The sequence below is a fragment of the Mogibacterium kristiansenii genome (genome assembly GCF_009695905.1).
Classification (GTDB): Bacteria; Bacillota; Clostridia; order Peptostreptococcales; family Anaerovoracaceae; genus Mogibacterium_A; species Mogibacterium_A kristiansenii.
Map to the genome: position 1 here is coordinate 36,781 of NZ_VUNA01000001.1, position 12,610 is coordinate 49,390.

Sequence of the window (12,610 nt, forward strand, 5' to 3'; positions counted from 1 at the left end):
TTTTTAGTACAGAAAATGGAGGATTTTCAAATGAGTAAGATTTTAGAATTAAGAGAGAAAAGAGCAAAGGCATGGGATGCTGCAAAGCAGTTTCTTGATGCCAAGAGAGGTGCAGACGGTATGCTCTCCGAGGAAGATACTGCGACCTACGACAAGATGGAGCAGGATGTTATGAATCTTGGTAAGGAGATTGAGAGACTGGAGAGACAGGTTGCCATTGATGCAGAACTTTCCAAGGCTACCAGCACTCCGCTTACCGGAAAGCCGGGTGCAAAGATGGGTAAAGATGAAACTGAAAAGACAGGACGTGCTTCTGATGAGTATAAGGGTTCGTTCTGGAATGCGATGAGAGTAAAGGCTCCTATGCCTTCTGTACTCAATGCCCTTCAGGAAGGTACTGACTCTGAGGGCGGCTATCTTGTACCTGATGAGTTTGAGAGAACTCTGGTGGAAGCACTTGAGGAAGAGAACGTATTCCGTACGCTTGCCCATGTGATTCGTACTTCCAGCGGTGACCGTAAGATTCCGGTTGTGGCATCCAAGGGTTCTGCAAGCTGGGTAGATGAAGAGGGTGCTTATCAGGAATCTGATGATGCATTCAGCCAGGTATCTATCGGTGCTTACAAGCTTGGTACCATGATTAAGGTTTCCGAGGAGCTTCTTGCTGACAGTGTCTTTGACCTTGAGGCATATATCTCTAAGGAATTTGCAAGACGTATCGGTGCAAGAGAGGAAGAGTCCTTCTTCAATGGCGATGGCAAGGGCAAGCCGCTTGGTATTCTTGCAGCAACCGGTGGTGCTGAGGTTGGTGTGACTGCAGCTTCTGCAACTGCCATTACTGCAGATGAAGTGATTGATCTCTTCTACAGCCTGAAGGCGCCTTACCGTAAGAATGCGGTTTGGGTACTGAATGATGCTACTGTGAAGCAGATCCGCAAGCTTAAGGATTCTACCGGTCAGTATTTATGGCAGCCTTCTCTGGTTGCAGGTACTCCGGACACGATCCTTGGCAGACCTGTGAAGACTTCTGCATTTATGCCTACTACGGCAGCCGGTGCAAAGACTATCGCCTTCGGTGATTTCAAGTATTACTGGATTGCAGACCGTCAGGGCAGAACCTTCAAGAAGCTGTCCGAGCTTTATGCTGCGAATGGTCAGGTCGGATTCATGGGAACTCAGAGAGTCGATGGTAAGCTTATCCTTCCTGAGGCTATCAAGGTTCTTCAGCAGAAGAGTGGTTCTTCATCATAAGTAACTGGTGATTGTGGGGAGTCGTGAAATGCGACTCCCTTTTGTGTGAGGTGATGTTTGATGGCAGTAGTTTCATTGGAAGAAATGAAGAATTATCTGCGGGTGGATTTCGATGACGATGATGCACTGCTTGAGGGCATCATTGTTCAGAGTCAGCAGATTTGTATGGATGTGGCAAGGTTTACAGACCGTGAAGAGTTTGAAAAACAGTCTGTGAGTAAGATTGCGGTCATGTATGCGGTGGCTTATCTTTATGAGCACCGTGAAGATGCAAACCATAAGACTTTGACACTTGGACTAAGGGCTTTGCTTTTTGGAATCAGAGAGCCTGGATTTTGATGGGAGGTAGCCGATGGACATTGGATTATTAAATGAGAAGGTTACGTTCCAGAAGAATACTGTGATTACCGATTCTATCGGAAATCATAAGAACGGTTGGGAAGATTTCTATACCTGTCATGCAACGATTGGCGGTGAGGGTATGGCAAGCTCCAAGGAAAAGGAAGAGGCCGGAACAATTGTGGAAGATGTGGGGATGACGGTAACGATTCGTTACTGTAAAAAAGCATCGGAGATTGGTTCCACAACTCACAGGATTGTTTTCAGGGATGAAATCTATGATATCACGAATGTGGATCATATGAATTTCAAGAAGAAAAGTCTGAAATTAAGCTGTAGGAAAGTGAGGCGGTAAGCATGGCAACGGACAGATGCAGGATTGACCAGATGGCACATGTCATTATGGAAGGTTTGCAGGAATACGCTGACATTGCGACAGAGGATATGAAGGCCGCTGTGAAGAAAGCAGGTAATAAAGCCAAAAGGGAAGTACAGGCAGGTGCTCCGGTTAAGACTGGGAAATATAAAAAGAGTTGGGCTGTAAAAACGACCAAGGAAAATGCAAATGCGATGGAAGTCACTGTGCATTCCAAGAATCGTTATCAGCTGGCACATCTGCTTGAATTTGGACATGCCAAGCGTGGTGGTGGCAGAACGAGAGCCTTTCCGCATATCGCTCCGGCAGAAGAGGCTGCAGCTGAACTTTTGGAAAAGGAAGTAGAGAAAGCTTTGAAGTGATTCGCAGAGGTGATGTTAATGGAAGAACTGGTTCAGATTATTCAGGAAATGCAGATTCCCTTTGCCTATGATCACTTTGCAGAGGGAGAAAGTCCTGATCCGCCATTCATTTGTTATCTGATTCCGGGCAGTAATAACTTTGCTGCTGACGGCAGGGTGTATTTCAAATTGAATGAGGTCAGGATTGAGATGTACACCGATTTCAAGGATATTGCCTTGGAGTCGAGAGTAGAGGATGTCCTGGATGGACATGAGATTTTTTATAACAAGTCGGAAACATGGATCCAGAGCGAGAAGCTTTATGAGGTCATGTACAGTTTTGAAATGGAGGGTTTGAATAATGGCTAATAATAAGGTCAAATACAATCTTAAGAATGCGCATTATGCGATGCTTCAGACAAGTGAGGAAGGTGTAGTTTCCTTCGGCACTCCTGTTGCATTACCTGGTGCGGTTTCGATTTCTCTGGATGCCAATGGTGAGCCGGAGAATTTCTATGCAGATGGTACTGCGTACTATGTCATCAATAACAACATGGGTTATGACGGTGATCTGGAGCTTGCGATGATTCCGGAGGATTTCAGGGTATCTGCTTTGAATGAGACTCTGGATGATAACAAGGTTCTGATTGAGGATGCGAACTCGGAGTTGAACAGATTTGCTCTGTTGTTTGAGTTTGATGGAGATGTGAAGCATATCCGTCATGTCCTTTATAACTGCTCTGCAAGTAGACCAGGTATCGAGGGCAAGACAAACGAAGAGAGCAGGGAGGTTCAGACGGAAACTCTTACCATCAAGGCAACACCGCTTCCTTCCGGTGTGGTTAAGGCTAAGACCGGTAATGAAACAGACAGTACGGTTTATGCCGATTGGTATAAGGCAGTTTATATGCCTACACTTACCGGCGTGAATACAAGCGAAGAGTAAGAATTGGTGAGCTGGGGCAGAAATGTCCTGGCTCTTTTGCTTAATGTGGAAAGAGAGGGATTATTTTATGAGCATGATTAAGAATATCGAAATTGACGGAAAGCAGGTGCCTTTTAGAGCCAGTGCTGCGATTCCGAGAATATACAGGATGAAATTCCAGAGGGATATCTACAAAGATTTGGCTTCTTTGGAGAAGGCGATTGACAGCAACAGCGAAGAGGTGAGCAATCTGGATTTGTTCTCTCTGGAGATGTTTGAAAACATTGCCTATGTGATGGCAAAGCATGCGGATCCGGGCATTCCCGATACACCGGAAGAGTGGCTGGATGATTTTAATACATTCAGTATTTATCAGGTGCTTCCAAAGATTATAGAGCTTTGGGGATTGAATGTCAGATCAGATGCAGAGGCTAAAAAAAACTTCGTGCAACAGACCGTCCGATGACAACACCGCTGTTCCTGTTGAGGTGCGTCCAGTTGGGGATTAGTATTCGTGATTTGGACTTACTTACGATTGGAATGGTGAATGATATGTATGTTGAGAGCGGAAACGATCAGGATGCGGACAAGAATTACAGTGTGCTGGCTACACAGGCTGATTTTGACCGGTTTTAGAAGGGAGGTTCGGTATGGCTGCATCGAGAATTAAAGGTATCACCATTGAAATCGGCGGCGATACCACGAAACTTCAAACAGCATTAAAGGGTGTTAATACCGAAATCAGGAATACGCAGGCACAGCTTAAAGATGTGGAAAAGCTTCTTAAGCTGGATCCTGGTAATACAGAGCTTTTGGCGCAGAAGCATAAGCTGCTTGGGGATGCGGTTAAGGAAACTAAGGAAAAGCTGGAAACCTTAAAGACTGCTGCGGAGCAGGCAGAAAAGGCATTAAATGATGGAACGATTTCCAAGGATCAGTATGATGCTCTGCAAAGAGAGATTATTGAAACTGAGAATGAGCTAAAGAGACTGGAAGAGCAGGCGAACCAGTCAGCTACGGCGTTGCAGAAAATCTCTGCGACTGGTGAGAAGTTAAAGGATGTGGGTAGTAACATTGAAGGGGCAGGAAAGAAGCTTCTTCCAGTTACGGCTACTGTGACTGCGCTTGGCACTGCTTCTGTGAAGACTGCAGCAGATTTTGAATCTGCCATGAGCAAGGTGGCGGCAGTATCGGGAGCAACCGGAAGTGATTTGGAGGCTCTTACAAAGAAAGCCAGAGAGATGGGAAGCAAGACGAAGTTTTCTGCATCGGAAGCGGCTGAGGCTATGAACTACATGGCGATGGCCGGCTGGAAGACAGAGGACATGCTTTCCGGTATTGAAGGTGTGATGAACCTGGCGGCTGCTTCGGGAGAAGATCTGGCTACGACTTCTGATATCGTAACCGATGCACTGACTGCCTTTGGTTTGTCGGCGCAGGATTCGGGGCATTTTGCAGATGTGTTGGCGGCGGCATCTAGCAATGCGAACACCAATGTATCAATGATGGGTGAGACCTTTAAGTATTGTGCGCCGATTGCAGGTGCTTTGGGGTTCTCGGTGGAAGATACAGCGGAAGCCATCGGTCTTATGGCAAATGCCGGTATCAAGTCCACTCAGGCAGGTACTTCCCTTCGCACCATAATGACAAATCTTTCCGGTGAGGTTAAGATTTGTGGGGAAAATATTGGCGAGGTGACAGTTGCCACCACCAATGCAGATGGTTCCATGAGGGATTTGTCGGATATTCTGGCTGACTGTAGAACTGCCTTTAGTGGTTTGTCAGAATCGGAGAAAGCAGCAGCTGCGGAATCACTGGTTGGAAAGAATGCCATGTCAGGTTTCCTTGCACTTATGAATGCAGGAGAAGGGGACATTGCGAAGCTCTCAGGAGCGATAGATAACTGTAACGGTGCTGCACAGAGTATGGCAGACACCATGAATAATAACCTGGAAGGTCAGCTCACCATACTGAAATCTCAGTTGCAGGAGCTGGCCATTTCTTTTGGGGAAATTCTGTTACCGGCGGTAAAGAAGATTGTGGGTTGGATGCAGGGATTTATTGATGTACTAAACAGTCTGCCGGACGGTGTGAAGGAAACCATTGTGACGGTTGCACTGATTGCGGCGGCGCTGGGCCCGGTACTGATTATCATTGGCAAAATCATTACGGCAGTGGGTACGATTATGACCATTGTGCCAAAGGTTGTGGGTGTGATTAAGGCAGTAAAGACAGCATTTTTGGCACTGAATGCGACTATGCTTGCCAATCCGATTGTGCTGATTATTGCAGCCATTGCGGCCTTGGTGGCAGCGTTTATCTATCTTTGGAATAACTGTGATGAGTTCCGGCAGTTCTGGATAGATTTGTGGGAAAGTATCAAGGAGATTGCGGTTGCAGTTTGGGAAGCCTTGAAGGAATTTTTTGTGGCTGCTTGGGAGTTTATCAAGACTACAGCGGAAACGGTTTGGAATGGCTTGGCTTCTTTCTTTACCGGGCTTTGGGAAGGAATCAAGAATACCTTTACTACCGTTGTAAATGCAATCAGTAACTTCCTTAGTACGATGTGGAATACAATTAAGTCTGTGGCTGAGACAATCTGGAATGCGATTTCCACCTTCTTTACGACCATCTGGAATGGAATCAAGACCGTGGTGACTACGGTTGTTACGGCAATCAGCACATTCCTGACTACATCCTGGAATACAATCAAGACGGCGATTACTACTGTACTGAATGCTATCAAGACGGTATTTTCTACAGTTTGGAATGCCATCAAAAATGTGGTTACCACAGTGATAAATGGCATCAAGAACACCATCACGACGGTATGGAATGGCATCAAGAATACGGTGGCTACCGTTGTGAATGCCATCAAGACGACGGTGTCCACTGCTTTTAGTAGCATGTGGAATGGGATTAAGAATACCATTTCCGGAATCTACAATACCATCAAGAATGGATTTACCAATGCGGTGAATTTCATTAAGAATCTGGCTTCTTCGGCATTCAGCTGGGGAGCGGATATCATCAATGGAATCGTGAATGGTATCAAGTCCTGCATAGGAAAGGTGAAAGATGCGGTTTGCAGTGTAGCTGATACCATTAAGTCTTTCCTACATTTCTCTGTTCCTGATGAAGGACCTCTTACGGAATACGAGAGCTGGATGCCTGACTTTATGTCCGGACTGGCTAAAGGTATTGAGAAGAGCAAGGGAATGGTCAAGGATGCGGTAAGTGGTCTTGCGGCAGATATGGTGGTCAATCCTCAGGTGAATTCAGGTCAGATAGAAATGGCAGGCGGAGGAACTGTATCGAGTGCAGACTTAAGCAGCCTTGTTAGTGCGATTCGTGAAGGCGTATCCGGAATAAATGGCGGCGGTGGTGATGTCGTAATTCCTGTGTACCTTGGCGGTACGATGTTGGATGAAGTGATTGTAAATGCCCAGCAGAGGGCAAATCTAAGAAGTGGAGGAAGATAAAGTGGTGGCATTTTTTCAATATCTGAATTTTGATGGCGTGGATCTTCCTCTGCCGGATAGTTATGAAGTGGATATGGCAGATAAGGAAGCAGACAGTGGTGGAGAGACAGAGGCAGGAACCGTGCAGAGGGATGTGGTGAGAACTGGTGTTGTGACTATTTCTGTTTCCTTTTCTGTTACCCAGAAGTGGCTAAGGTTACTTACTGGGTATAAACAGCAGGAGAAGATAAGAGTTGGATTCTTTGACCCGGAGACTGCAAGTGTGAGACAGACGGAAATGTATGTGGAAGGGTTCAAGGCAAAGCTTAAGAAGGATACAAGTTATAAGGGGTTGTGGATTGTTTCATTTACTTTGAAGGAATTATAAGAAAGAGGGTGTTTTCGTGTATCCGGTGAGCGAAGCATTCCTGCAGGCGGTGCAGGAGAACACAAGAAGATATTATTGGACGGGAAGAATTACGACAACGGAGGGTGTCACATATGAGTTTGGTGCTGATGATATCGTAAAGGGAAGCGGTTATATTTCCAGTCAGTGCTGTGGTTCTACTGAGATCGAGCTTGGTACGGTGTATGCAGCGGAAATGGGGATCACACTTTTATCAAATATTGACAGATATACTTTGGAAGATGCTCTGGTGGAATTGTTCTATCATCTGAGACTGTCGGATGGCACATTTGAAGAGATTCCAATGGGAATCTTTGAGGTGTCGGAGGCTAACCGCAATATCAAGACGTTGGAGCTGAAAGCCTATGATTTCATGCTACGGTTTGATAAGAGCTTCAATGGCTTTGAAACCATCGGCACGGTGTATGATTTTGTGAGCCTGTGCTGCAAGGCCTGTAAGGTGGAAATGGCACAGAGTCAGGCTGATTATGAAGCGATGCCCAATGGAACAGAACTGCTTTCCATTTTTACGGAGAATGATATTGAGACCTACCGGGATGTGCTCTACTATGTGGGGCAGGTTCTTGGTGGGTTTTTCTGTATCAACCGAGAGGGCAAGCTGGAGCTGAGGAAGTATGGCAATGAGCCGGTGATGGAACTGGAAACAAAGCACCGCTTTACAAGCAGCTTTTCCGATTTTATCACAAGGTACACAGCGGTTTCTTCTACCAACATGAAAACGGAAACGGCAGAGTATTATCATCTGGATCCGGATGATGGGCTGACAATGAATCTGGGTGTGAATCCGCTGTTGCAGTTTGGTCTGAAGGAAACAAGAGAGCAGTTGTGTATGAATATCCTGAATGATTTATCGGTTGTAGATTATGTACCTTTTGATTCTGAAACAACAGGAAATCCTGCGCTGGATTTAGGAGATGTGATCCGGTTCAAAGGTGGACAGGCAGATGAAAACAGGATATCCGCCATTACTTCCATGCAGTGTAAGATTGGCGGGAAGCACACGCTGAAGGGTGTTGGTAAGAATCCAAGGCTGGCACATGCCAAGTCAAAAAATGATAAGAACATTAGTGGTCTGTTGAATCAGATTATAGACAACAAAGAAGCTGGCAGGATTGGTATTCATACATTTACCAATGCCAGCTCTTTTACGGTAGGTGAGAGTGATGTGAAGATCATTTCCATCGAGTTTGCACCGAATGAAGCGGTTATGGCGCAGTTCTTTGGATCTGTGATTGTGGGAGTGAATGCAGACCAGGTGGAAAGGTCTGTGGTTGCAAGAGGGGATGTGCTGATTCCTTCGGTGGAAGTGGAAGAAGTTTTGGCAGAGGGTACTGCAGGTAATGAGGAAACTACAGATAGCGGAACAACTGATAGCGATGCTGCGGGGACTGATGTTTTAGATGAGACCGGAGGAAGTTCGGATAGTGCTGTTGCAGCAGAGGAGCCTGTTGTGATTGGCAAGACAAAAGAACAGACATTAACTGTGGAACTGCCTGTGGTCTGGAAGGAAGACGGGCAGGTGGTGGTACATTTTACCTTTGAATTCAATGACAGCATCATTGAGATTCATCAGCCGGAAGAGACCTGGCATTCCGGAATGCATTCCATCATGCTGTATTATCCCATCGAGAATTTGGTGGCGAATTACAGAAACATTTTCAATGTGTATGCAAGGGCAACGGGTGGAACGGTTACGGTGGATACCGGAGATTGTCTTGCCGCGATTATGGGTCAGTCAATGGGTGCCGGGGAAGCCTGGGATGGTGAGATCAGGATTGAGGAGACAATTAAGAAGGTGAAACTCGGCGGTGTGCTTCAGATGACCGCTGTTGATGAGAATATCACCTGGAAGATTGATGAGCTTGTAAAGAGAACTTACAGTGATGTGGTTCCTGGAAGATTTGGAATCGGCGCATTTGCGATGCCGGTGGAAAGGTAGGTAAGGATGAAGCTGAAAGGAAATATGGTCATCGAGATGATCGATGACGCCACTGGGGAAGTGTTGGAAAGAGTACAGGAAGAGAATATGGTGACGAATGCGGTAAATCATATCCTGGGATTGAATCCTATGGGTATTTTTTATTCTGTGGCCGGGGAGTATGATACGCATCTGCTCTGGAATAATAATCTGATTCCCATCTGCCCTAACATGATCGGGGGCATACTGCTTTATTCGGAAGCTTTGACAGAGGATGCGGACAATATTTATCCATCCACTGCAAAGCTCCCGGTGGCCTATGCCTCCAATGATGTCAATGCTACTGCGGATGTGGCAAGGGGAAGTATGAATCTTACGGAGAGTAAGCCACTTGAAAATGGGTATCGTTTTGTCTGGGAGTTTACACCAAGCCAGGGAAATGGAACCATTGCAGCGGTGGCACTGACTTCCAAACAGGGCGGTGTGGCTGCTTATGGCAGTATGGAGAATTCCAAAGCTGCCTTCTATCAGATCATGGAAACAAGACTTGAGACGCAGACCGTGGAGGAGCTTGCAGAGCTGTTCAGTGCGGTGGAGGTGGATTTTGAGAACAATATCCTGATTAATATTCGATTCCAGGATAGTTCCGTGATTATCCATAAGAGAAGGCTTCCGGTGTTTACACTGGGACTGAATGACAGACTGAATGATACCACGAATGACCTGCTGGAAGAGAAGGTGATTCCCTGCAGTACTTTTAAGTTTATTGGAAGCTATACACCTTATGGAGATTTTCTGGATGGGCATGACGGATACTGGTATGGGTTTGCTAATCAAGCAAATTCCTCAGGGGATGCCAAGATGTACTGGGTGAAGATTAAGAAGGATGATTACACCATGACAGAAGGTGTATGGACCTTATCCAACTGTTATTTGAAGGCAATCGGGTATTTCAAGGTCGATACTTATGCACAGCGTGGTGTGAGAGGTGTCATCCGGAATGGCTATCTGTATCTGACTGCTTATGATGATGCAGGAATCTATAAAATCAATCTCAACAATTCCACGGATGTGACATTGATTCCTTTTGGATTTACTTCTGCCGGGAAGTCTCAGACCGGTTCCGGAACCTGTGCGAATTATCTGTTTATGGTAAATGACCTGATTATCGGATGGGATTATCAGATTAAGCCGGATGATACGGTAGTGCAGACGGTTGGAAGTACAAGGCTTCTGAATCTGGGTACGCCGCTTTTCCAGTACAAGGAATTCTGCTTTGGCTGGGGCGGTAACTATGGTTCGGATTACAGAATGTGCTTTCTGTTGACACCGTATCTGGCCAGTATCAACAATCTGAGTACTGCCGTGGTGAAGACTACGGATAAGACGATGAAGATTACCTATGAGCTGACGGAAGAGGACAGCTGATAGGGATGGAATTTTGGGATGAGGAAGTTGCTCTAAGAGGGGCAGCTGCTTTTTCTATATACATTTTAAGGAGGATGAGAGGATATGAAAGAGTTTTGGAGTATTGTGCAGTTGGTGTTTACGGGAATCGGCGGCTGGCTTGGCTACTTCCTGGGAGGGTGTGATGGTTTGATTCTGGCATTGCTTTTATTTGTGGTGGCGGATTACATCACGGGAATTATGTGTGCGATTTCCGATAAGAAGCTCTCTTCGGAGGTTGGATTCAAGGGAATCTGCAGAAAGGTACTTATCTTTATGCTGGTAGGAATTGCAAATGTGTTGGATGTGCAGGTCATCGGAAATGGTTCTATTTTAAGAACGGCGGTGATCTTTTTCTATCTCAGTAATGAGGGGATTTCATTGCTGGAAAATGCGGCTCATTTGGGGTTGCCGATTCCGGAGAAGCTTAAGAAAGTGCTGGAGCAGCTGCATGACCGCAGTGAAGAGGATAAGGATGGTGAGTGATTATGGGATTTACGAATAGTCCTTTAGTGGCGTTTACGCTGCTTAGTCCGAATCATTCCGGACAGCGCACAAAGAGGATTGACAGAATATCACCGCACTGTGTTGTTGGACAGTGCAGCGCAGAAGGCTTGGGGGATTGGTTTCAAAGGCCGTCAACCCAGGCCTCTTCCAATTATGGCATTGATAAGGATGGCAGGGTTGGCATGTATGTGGAAGAAAAGAATCGTTCCTGGTGTACTTCCAGCAATGAGAATGATCAGAGAGCAGTTACCATTGAGTGCGCTTCCGGCAAGGCGGAACCTTATGCAATGAATGAGGTGGTCTATGACAGGCTGATTGACTTGTGTGTGGATATCTGCCAGAGAAATGGCAAGAAGAAGCTGCTTTGGTTTGGAGATAAGGACAAGTCTTTGAGCTATCAGCCGAAGGAGGATGAAATGCTCATCACGGTTCACAGATGGTTTTCCAATAAGAGCTGTCCGGGGAACTGGCTTTATGCAAGGCTGGGTGATTTGGCTACGAAGGTTACAGCGAGACTTAGCGGTGAAGAAGCAGAAGCGATTCCTTCAGGGATGCAGGCGAGAGAGTTTGTTTCACTGTCTGAGGAACAGGTGATTGCAAAGGTTGGTGCTTTGTTTACGGCTGATCAGAAGGAGAGTGGTATTCTGGCATCTGTATCTATGGCTCAGTTTATTTTGGAGAGTGGTTATGGTAAGAGTGAACTTGCTCAGGGGGCGAATAACTGCTTTGGAATGAAGAAATCACTTTCAGGCAATACCTGGGGTGGTTCTACCTGGGATGGCAGCTCTGTTTATACAAAGAAGACTCAGGAGCAGAATGTGGATGGAAGCTATGTGACCATTACTGCTGATTTCCGAAGATATGGTTGTGTGGAGGATTCCATTGCAGACCACAGTGCTTATCTGCTTGGAGCGAAGAATGGCAGCAAGCTTAGATATGATGGCTTGAAGGGATGTACAGATTATAAGAAGGCTGTACAGATTATCAAAGACGGTGGATATGCTACGAGCCTTACTTATGTGGACAAGCTCTGCAGCATTATTAAGAGATGGAAACTGACTCAGTATGATATGGCCGGCGAGGCTTCGGATGTGGTGAAGTATTATCGTGTAAGGAAGAGTTGGGAGGATGCAAAATCTCAGCTTGGTGCTTATACGGTGCTTGCCAATGCAAAGGCTATGGCTGATAAGCATCCGGGGTATGAGGTGTATGATTGGAATGGAAGGCAGGTTTATCCTGAGGTGGCAGAAGGTGCTACAAGTGGGATGAGCAATGCCGATTGCCCGTTCTTGGTGAAGGTTAGTATTTCTGATCTGAATATCAGGAAGGGTGCTGGAACTAATACGGCTAAGACAGGGCAGTACACTGGAATAGGTGTATTCACTATCGTTGAAGTCAGAGAAGGTAAAGGCTCTGATGCCGGATGGGGTAGACTTAAATCCGGTGCCGGGTGGATTGCTTTGTCGTATTGTGAAAGAGTTTAATTGAATAACGAAAAGTTATTGAGCCTGTGGTTGTCTGATATGTTTCAGATATCTACAGGCTCTTTTTAATTTTAGAAATACTATAGTTACACATTAAATCAATAAAGTCTCATATTGACATTTTTCGGAGAAACG

The 12,610-nt window shown here is 45.9% G+C and carries 14 protein-coding genes; all 14 read left to right on the forward strand.

Translation table 11 applies throughout. The annotated features are described in order from the left end of the window. Nucleotides 1-30 precede the first annotated feature (30 nt). The 14 genes from FYJ65_RS00200 (at nucleotide 31) to FYJ65_RS00260 (ending at nucleotide 12,475) form a co-directional block, all read left to right on the forward strand. A complete protein-coding gene (locus FYJ65_RS00200; protein WP_154553335.1) occupies nucleotides 31-1,251 on the forward strand; it encodes a phage major capsid protein in 1,221 nt (406 codons plus the stop codon). 60 nt (nucleotides 1,252-1,311) lie between these two features. Beyond that, nucleotides 1,312-1,590 carry a head-tail connector protein gene (locus FYJ65_RS00205; RefSeq protein ID WP_154553336.1) on the forward strand — a complete coding sequence of 93 codons (279 nt, stop codon included), beginning with the start codon at nucleotides 1,312-1,314 and terminating at the stop codon, nucleotides 1,588-1,590. A 13-nt stretch (nucleotides 1,591-1,603) separates the two neighbouring features. After that, the gene (locus FYJ65_RS00210; RefSeq protein ID WP_154553337.1) at nucleotides 1,604-1,945 is read left to right on the forward strand and encodes a phage head closure protein; all 342 of its coding nucleotides are present in this window, start codon (nucleotides 1,604-1,606) and stop codon (nucleotides 1,943-1,945) included. Between the two features lie 2 nt (nucleotides 1,946-1,947). After that, on the forward strand, nucleotides 1,948-2,328 hold the full coding sequence (locus tag FYJ65_RS00215; RefSeq protein ID WP_154553338.1) for an HK97 gp10 family phage protein: 381 nt from the start codon (nucleotides 1,948-1,950) through the stop codon (nucleotides 2,326-2,328). A gap of 18 nt (nucleotides 2,329-2,346) precedes the next feature. Further along, nucleotides 2,347-2,676 carry a hypothetical protein gene (locus tag FYJ65_RS00220; RefSeq protein ID WP_154553339.1) on the forward strand — a complete coding sequence of 110 codons (330 nt, stop codon included), beginning with the start codon at nucleotides 2,347-2,349 and terminating at the stop codon, nucleotides 2,674-2,676. Next, on the forward strand, nucleotides 2,669-3,253 hold the full coding sequence (locus FYJ65_RS00225; protein WP_154553340.1) for a major tail protein: 585 nt from the start codon (nucleotides 2,669-2,671) through the stop codon (nucleotides 3,251-3,253). Before FYJ65_RS00220 ends, FYJ65_RS00225 begins: the two co-directional genes overlap by 8 nt. A 43-nt stretch (nucleotides 3,254-3,296) precedes the next feature. Next, on the forward strand, nucleotides 3,297-3,698 hold the full coding sequence (locus FYJ65_RS00230) for a hypothetical protein (RefSeq protein ID WP_331469420.1): 402 nt from the start codon (nucleotides 3,297-3,299) through the stop codon (nucleotides 3,696-3,698). A gap of 32 nt (nucleotides 3,699-3,730) precedes the next feature. Next, entirely contained in the window at nucleotides 3,731-3,868 is a 138-nt protein-coding gene (locus tag FYJ65_RS09480; RefSeq protein ID WP_178857384.1) for a hypothetical protein, read from the forward strand. A gap of 14 nt (nucleotides 3,869-3,882) precedes the next feature. Then, nucleotides 3,883-6,714: a phage tail tape measure protein gene (locus FYJ65_RS00235; RefSeq protein ID WP_154553341.1), complete on the forward strand. Its 2,832-nt coding sequence runs from the start codon at nucleotides 3,883-3,885 to the stop codon at nucleotides 6,712-6,714. Then, complete coding sequence (locus FYJ65_RS00240) at nucleotides 6,701-7,081, forward strand: hypothetical protein (RefSeq protein ID WP_331469421.1); 381 nt, start codon at nucleotides 6,701-6,703, stop codon at nucleotides 7,079-7,081. Before FYJ65_RS00235 ends, FYJ65_RS00240 begins: the two co-directional genes overlap by 14 nt. A gap of 25 nt (nucleotides 7,082-7,106) precedes the next feature. After that, nucleotides 7,107-9,059 (forward strand): hypothetical protein, encoded by a 1,953-nt coding sequence (locus FYJ65_RS00245; RefSeq protein WP_331469422.1) that lies wholly within the window; start codon nucleotides 7,107-7,109, stop codon nucleotides 9,057-9,059. A 6-nt stretch (nucleotides 9,060-9,065) separates the two neighbouring features. After that, nucleotides 9,066-10,466, forward strand: coding sequence for a hypothetical protein (locus FYJ65_RS00250; RefSeq protein WP_154553342.1), 1,401 nt, complete (start codon nucleotides 9,066-9,068; stop codon nucleotides 10,464-10,466). An 84-nt stretch (nucleotides 10,467-10,550) separates the two neighbouring features. Further along, on the forward strand, nucleotides 10,551-10,970 hold the full coding sequence (locus FYJ65_RS00255; protein WP_154553343.1) for a phage holin family protein: 420 nt from the start codon (nucleotides 10,551-10,553) through the stop codon (nucleotides 10,968-10,970). Nucleotides 10,971-10,972: 2 nt separating this feature from the next. Then, nucleotides 10,973-12,475, forward strand: coding sequence for a glucosaminidase domain-containing protein (locus FYJ65_RS00260; protein WP_154553344.1), 1,503 nt, complete (start codon nucleotides 10,973-10,975; stop codon nucleotides 12,473-12,475). Nucleotides 12,476-12,610 lie beyond the last annotated feature (135 nt).

Excerpts from the sequence above, each read along its gene's own strand:
- FYJ65_RS00200 (WP_154553335.1), top strand. The coding sequence starts at position 31 with ATGAGTAAGATTTTAGAATTAAGAGAGAAAAGAGCAAAGGCATGGGAT.
- FYJ65_RS00205 (WP_154553336.1), top strand. The coding sequence starts at position 1,312 with ATGGCAGTAGTTTCATTGGAAGAAATGAAGAATTATCTGCGGGTGGAT.
- FYJ65_RS00210 (WP_154553337.1), top strand. The coding sequence starts at position 1,604 with ATGGACATTGGATTATTAAATGAGAAGGTTACGTTCCAGAAGAATACT.
- FYJ65_RS00215 (WP_154553338.1), top strand. The coding sequence starts at position 1,948 with ATGGCAACGGACAGATGCAGGATTGACCAGATGGCACATGTCATTATG.
- FYJ65_RS00220 (WP_154553339.1), top strand. The coding sequence starts at position 2,347 with ATGGAAGAACTGGTTCAGATTATTCAGGAAATGCAGATTCCCTTTGCC.
- FYJ65_RS00225 (WP_154553340.1), top strand. The coding sequence starts at position 2,669 with ATGGCTAATAATAAGGTCAAATACAATCTTAAGAATGCGCATTATGCG.
- FYJ65_RS00230 (WP_331469420.1), top strand. The coding sequence starts at position 3,297 with ATGTGGAAAGAGAGGGATTATTTTATGAGCATGATTAAGAATATCGAA.
- FYJ65_RS00235 (WP_154553341.1), top strand. The coding sequence starts at position 3,883 with ATGGCTGCATCGAGAATTAAAGGTATCACCATTGAAATCGGCGGCGAT.
- FYJ65_RS00250 (WP_154553342.1), top strand. The coding sequence starts at position 9,066 with ATGAAGCTGAAAGGAAATATGGTCATCGAGATGATCGATGACGCCACT.
- FYJ65_RS00255 (WP_154553343.1), top strand. The coding sequence starts at position 10,551 with ATGAAAGAGTTTTGGAGTATTGTGCAGTTGGTGTTTACGGGAATCGGC.
- FYJ65_RS00260 (WP_154553344.1), top strand. The coding sequence starts at position 10,973 with ATGGGATTTACGAATAGTCCTTTAGTGGCGTTTACGCTGCTTAGTCCG.